Genomic DNA, 3,282 nt, shown 5'->3' on the forward strand with positions numbered 1-3,282 from the left:
GATAAAAATTTCGTTTAGAAAAACATCTCCCGCGTAGTGTTGGCACTGCCCCTAGCGGCGGCGAAGAGCTGCCTCGAACTTGAACGCACTAACCGATAAACTGTAATTTGAAGTTTAATGCGTATTTCGATACTCTCGCGGGGAACATTGGAACATTTCGCGGAAGGCGCGGGAGAAGGTGGAGTAGTCGGCAAAACCGACTTCGCCGGCAATCTGGGCGATGGGCATGTCACTGCGGAGCATATCCCGGGCCAGCAACAGGCGTTTGCTGCGAATATACTGATGCAGGGCATAGCCCGTATTGGCTTTGAACTTGCGCATCAGATAGAATTTGCTGGTATAGGTATGGGCTGCCAGCGTATCGATGCTAAGGTCTTCGGCTAAATGCTGATTGATATAGGCGAGGACATCTTGAATTTTTTGGTCATAGGAGGCATTTTCCAGCCCTGCCAATTCGTGTCCCTCCAGGAGCCGGTTGATTAGAATCATAAACTCAATGAAGAGTATCTCGGTAAACAGTCCATTGGCGAAGCCTTCGCCATGGGCTGTTTTTTCTAACTTGTCCATGTGGAACAATAAATCGTGACTGGTTCCCGGGGCTTGGTGCATGACGCTGGCTGTTTCCCGGGCTTGGGAAAAGCATTGGGACAGGTCATTATGCTGTGGGTCCTGTTGTTGCCAGCGTTCAAGAAAAGATGGGGAGACGTAGATGACAATGCGCTCATAGTCGGCAGAACCGGATAGGAAAATCGGGCGATGGATTTCGCCAGCAGAGACAAAGACAACATCCCGGGCAGTGAGATGATAGGTCTTTCCTTCGATGACATAATCGACGTTGCCGTCGAGAAATAAGATAATTTTATGGAAATCGTGGTAGTGAAATGGAATCGGTTTTAACGTAGAATCTTTCAGGCGGAAAATGCGGTAATCCGTAGAAAGATAACCTTTTTTTTCGTAGTCGCTCACGGCAGCTGCTCCTTTCCTTTATCAAGCTCTTTATTAGTTTAGTACATCTTTTGCAATATTTAAAGCATATTTTGTGATTTTATTGCAATTTAAACCTTGCTATAATAGAACCATCAAAAGAAACGAGAAGCGTCCGGGGGAGACGCAGCATGATTTAGAAAGGCCGGTGACAGAGATGATGTTAGTTCGCAGTTATCTGATGGAGGATAAAGAAGTTATGATGCTGGATGGTACTACGGGCTTCATGCCGGGAGCTGCTGCAATTCGTCTCTTAACCAGCCGTCAGGGTGTTGGGGCTGACCGCATTCTGGTGTTCACCGGTACGCAGGAAATTCCTTCTTTTAAAGCCTTTACAAAAGAGGGTGTGCAGGAAGAACTTACGGCGGCTGACTATCTGGTTTTGTCTCGTAGTCAGGCTAATTACGAAATCCGGTTGACCGATTACTTTGTAAGATGCATGCGGGAAGCCGATGAATTGAACGAATCGGCAGCTTGTTAATCGCATATGGGAAACGCTAAACTTCCTCTTTTGAGGGAGTTTATTTTTTGGAATTAACAAAAATCCAATGGCTCTTTAAAGTGGACAAAAGAATCGGGGAGCAAAATAGTAGCCGTGATTGTTTTCTTTATAATTGAGTTATGGGAGGTTTTTATGGGTACTATTTTGTTAATAGCTATTCCCGTCGTGATTTTATTGGTCATCCTGTTTGTGGTGATTACGATGATGTATGTCAAGGCTTCGCCCAATCGTGCGATTATCCTGTCCGGTTTGCGTAAGGAACCGCGGTTCCTCATCGGCCAGGGCGGCATTAAGATTCCGGCGCTGGAGCGGGCCGATTATCTGTACTTAGGACAGATTTCCGTCGATATTAAAACAGGCCAGTCCGTGCCGACCAATGATTTCATCAATGTCCGCGTGGATGCAGTGGCCAAGGTTGCGGTGGCTAAAGATATCGAGGGGCGCAAGATAGCGGCGCTGAACTTCCTCAACATGAAGCCGGAGGAGATTGCCACCAGCCTTCAGGATTCTCTGGAAGGTAATATGCGTGAAATCATTGGTACCCTGGACCTTAAGGATATCAACACGGACCGCGATTCCTTTTCGGACCAGGTGGTCAGCAAGGCGTCTAAGGATATGCGCAACCTGGGTATTGATATCATTTCCTGCAATATCCAGAATGTCACCGATGATAACGGTCTTATCGTTGACCTGGGCGCTGATAATACGGCGAAAATTAAAAAAGATGCGGCGATTTCCCGTGCCCAGGCAGAGCGGGATGTGGCGATTGCTCAGGCCGCAGCTTCGAAGGAATCCAATGATGCCAAGGTAAAAGCCGAACTGGAAATCGCTCAGCGGCAGACGGACTTGGCCATTCGCAAGGCAGAGTTGCAGAAACAGTCGGATATCAAACGCGCCGAAGCCGATGCTGCTTACGAAATCCAGAATCAGGAACAGCAGAAATCCATACAGACGGCTACGGTAAATGCGGAAATTGCCAAAACCGAGCGTGAGCAGGAACTCAAGCAGAAGCAAGTTGCCGTCCGCGAACAGGAACTGGCGGCCGAAATCCAGAAAAAGGCGGATGCGGATAAGTATGCGATTGAGGTTCAAGCCCAGGCAGAACTTGCGAAACAGCAGCGTGATGCAGAAGCACGCCTCTACATTCAGCAGAAGGAGGCCGAGGCTCAGAAAGCACAGGCTGAAGCGAAGAAATACGCCATGGAGCAGGAAGCTGCTGGTATCAAGGCGAAAGGTGAAGCGGAGGCAGCCGCTATCCGGGCCAAAGGTGAGGCAGAGGCCGCTGCTATGGATAAAAAGGCGGAAGCCATGAAGAAATACGGCAAAGCTGCCATGGCACAGATGGCTATCGAAATCCTGCCGCAGGTGGCCGCAGAGATTGCCAAACCGCTCACGGCGATTGATAAGATTTCCATCATTGGAGGCGGCGAGGATGGCGCCTCGGTGGGACCCATCGCTGGTAATGTGCCCTTGGTGTTAGCCAAGACTTTCCAGTCGGTGAAGGAGAGCACTGGGGTGGATTTGGCCGATATCATGCGTAGTGAGTCCTACGATGCCAAAGTAACGCGCAACGTCAACGTAACGGGAGATACTACTCCGGATGAAACGACTAAGATTGCAGCGGTGGCTAAGGCAATCGATGAAAAAAATTAATAATCGTTCCTTCTAGAGAAAGCCTTGTTGACGCTAGCGTGTGCGCAACAGGGCTTTTTCTTAAAATTACAGTTTGCAGGGATCAGTACCAACGCTCCACCGGTGACAACCCGCTACAAGAAATTTTTGCCTTTTAATTAAGA

Annotated in this window: 3 protein-coding genes; 2 read left to right on the forward strand and 1 reads right to left on the reverse strand. The window is 48.7% G+C overall.

Annotation, left to right across the window (positions count from 1 at the left end):
• Positions 1–114: 114 nt before the first annotated feature.
• The gene (locus BLQ36_RS13105; RefSeq protein WP_074516000.1) at positions 115–966 is read right to left on the reverse strand and encodes an AraC family transcriptional regulator; all 852 of its coding nucleotides are present in this window, start codon (positions 964–966) and stop codon (positions 115–117) included.
• Positions 967–1,132: 166 nt separating this feature from the next.
• On the opposite strand from BLQ36_RS13105, the gene BLQ36_RS13110 reads away from it, so the two are divergent.
• Positions 1,133–1,465: a diaminopimelate epimerase gene (locus tag BLQ36_RS13110; protein WP_412583305.1), complete on the forward strand. Its 333-nt coding sequence runs from the start codon at positions 1,133–1,135 to the stop codon at positions 1,463–1,465.
• 153 nt (positions 1,466–1,618) lie between these two features.
• Complete coding sequence (locus BLQ36_RS13115) at positions 1,619–3,139, forward strand: flotillin family protein (RefSeq protein ID WP_074516002.1); 1,521 nt, start codon at positions 1,619–1,621, stop codon at positions 3,137–3,139.
• Positions 3,140–3,282: the final 143 nt, after the last annotated feature.

This window comes from Selenomonas sp. WCT3 (genome assembly GCA_900100835.1).
GTDB classification, from domain to species: Bacteria; Bacillota; Negativicutes; order Selenomonadales; family Selenomonadaceae; genus Selenomonas_A; species Selenomonas_A ruminantium_E.

Bases quoted from the DNA above. Each gene is read 5' to 3' on its own strand.
- BLQ36_RS13115 (WP_074516002.1), top strand. From the start codon at position 1,619: ATGGGTACTATTTTGTTAATAGCTATTCCCGTCGTGATTTTATTGGTC.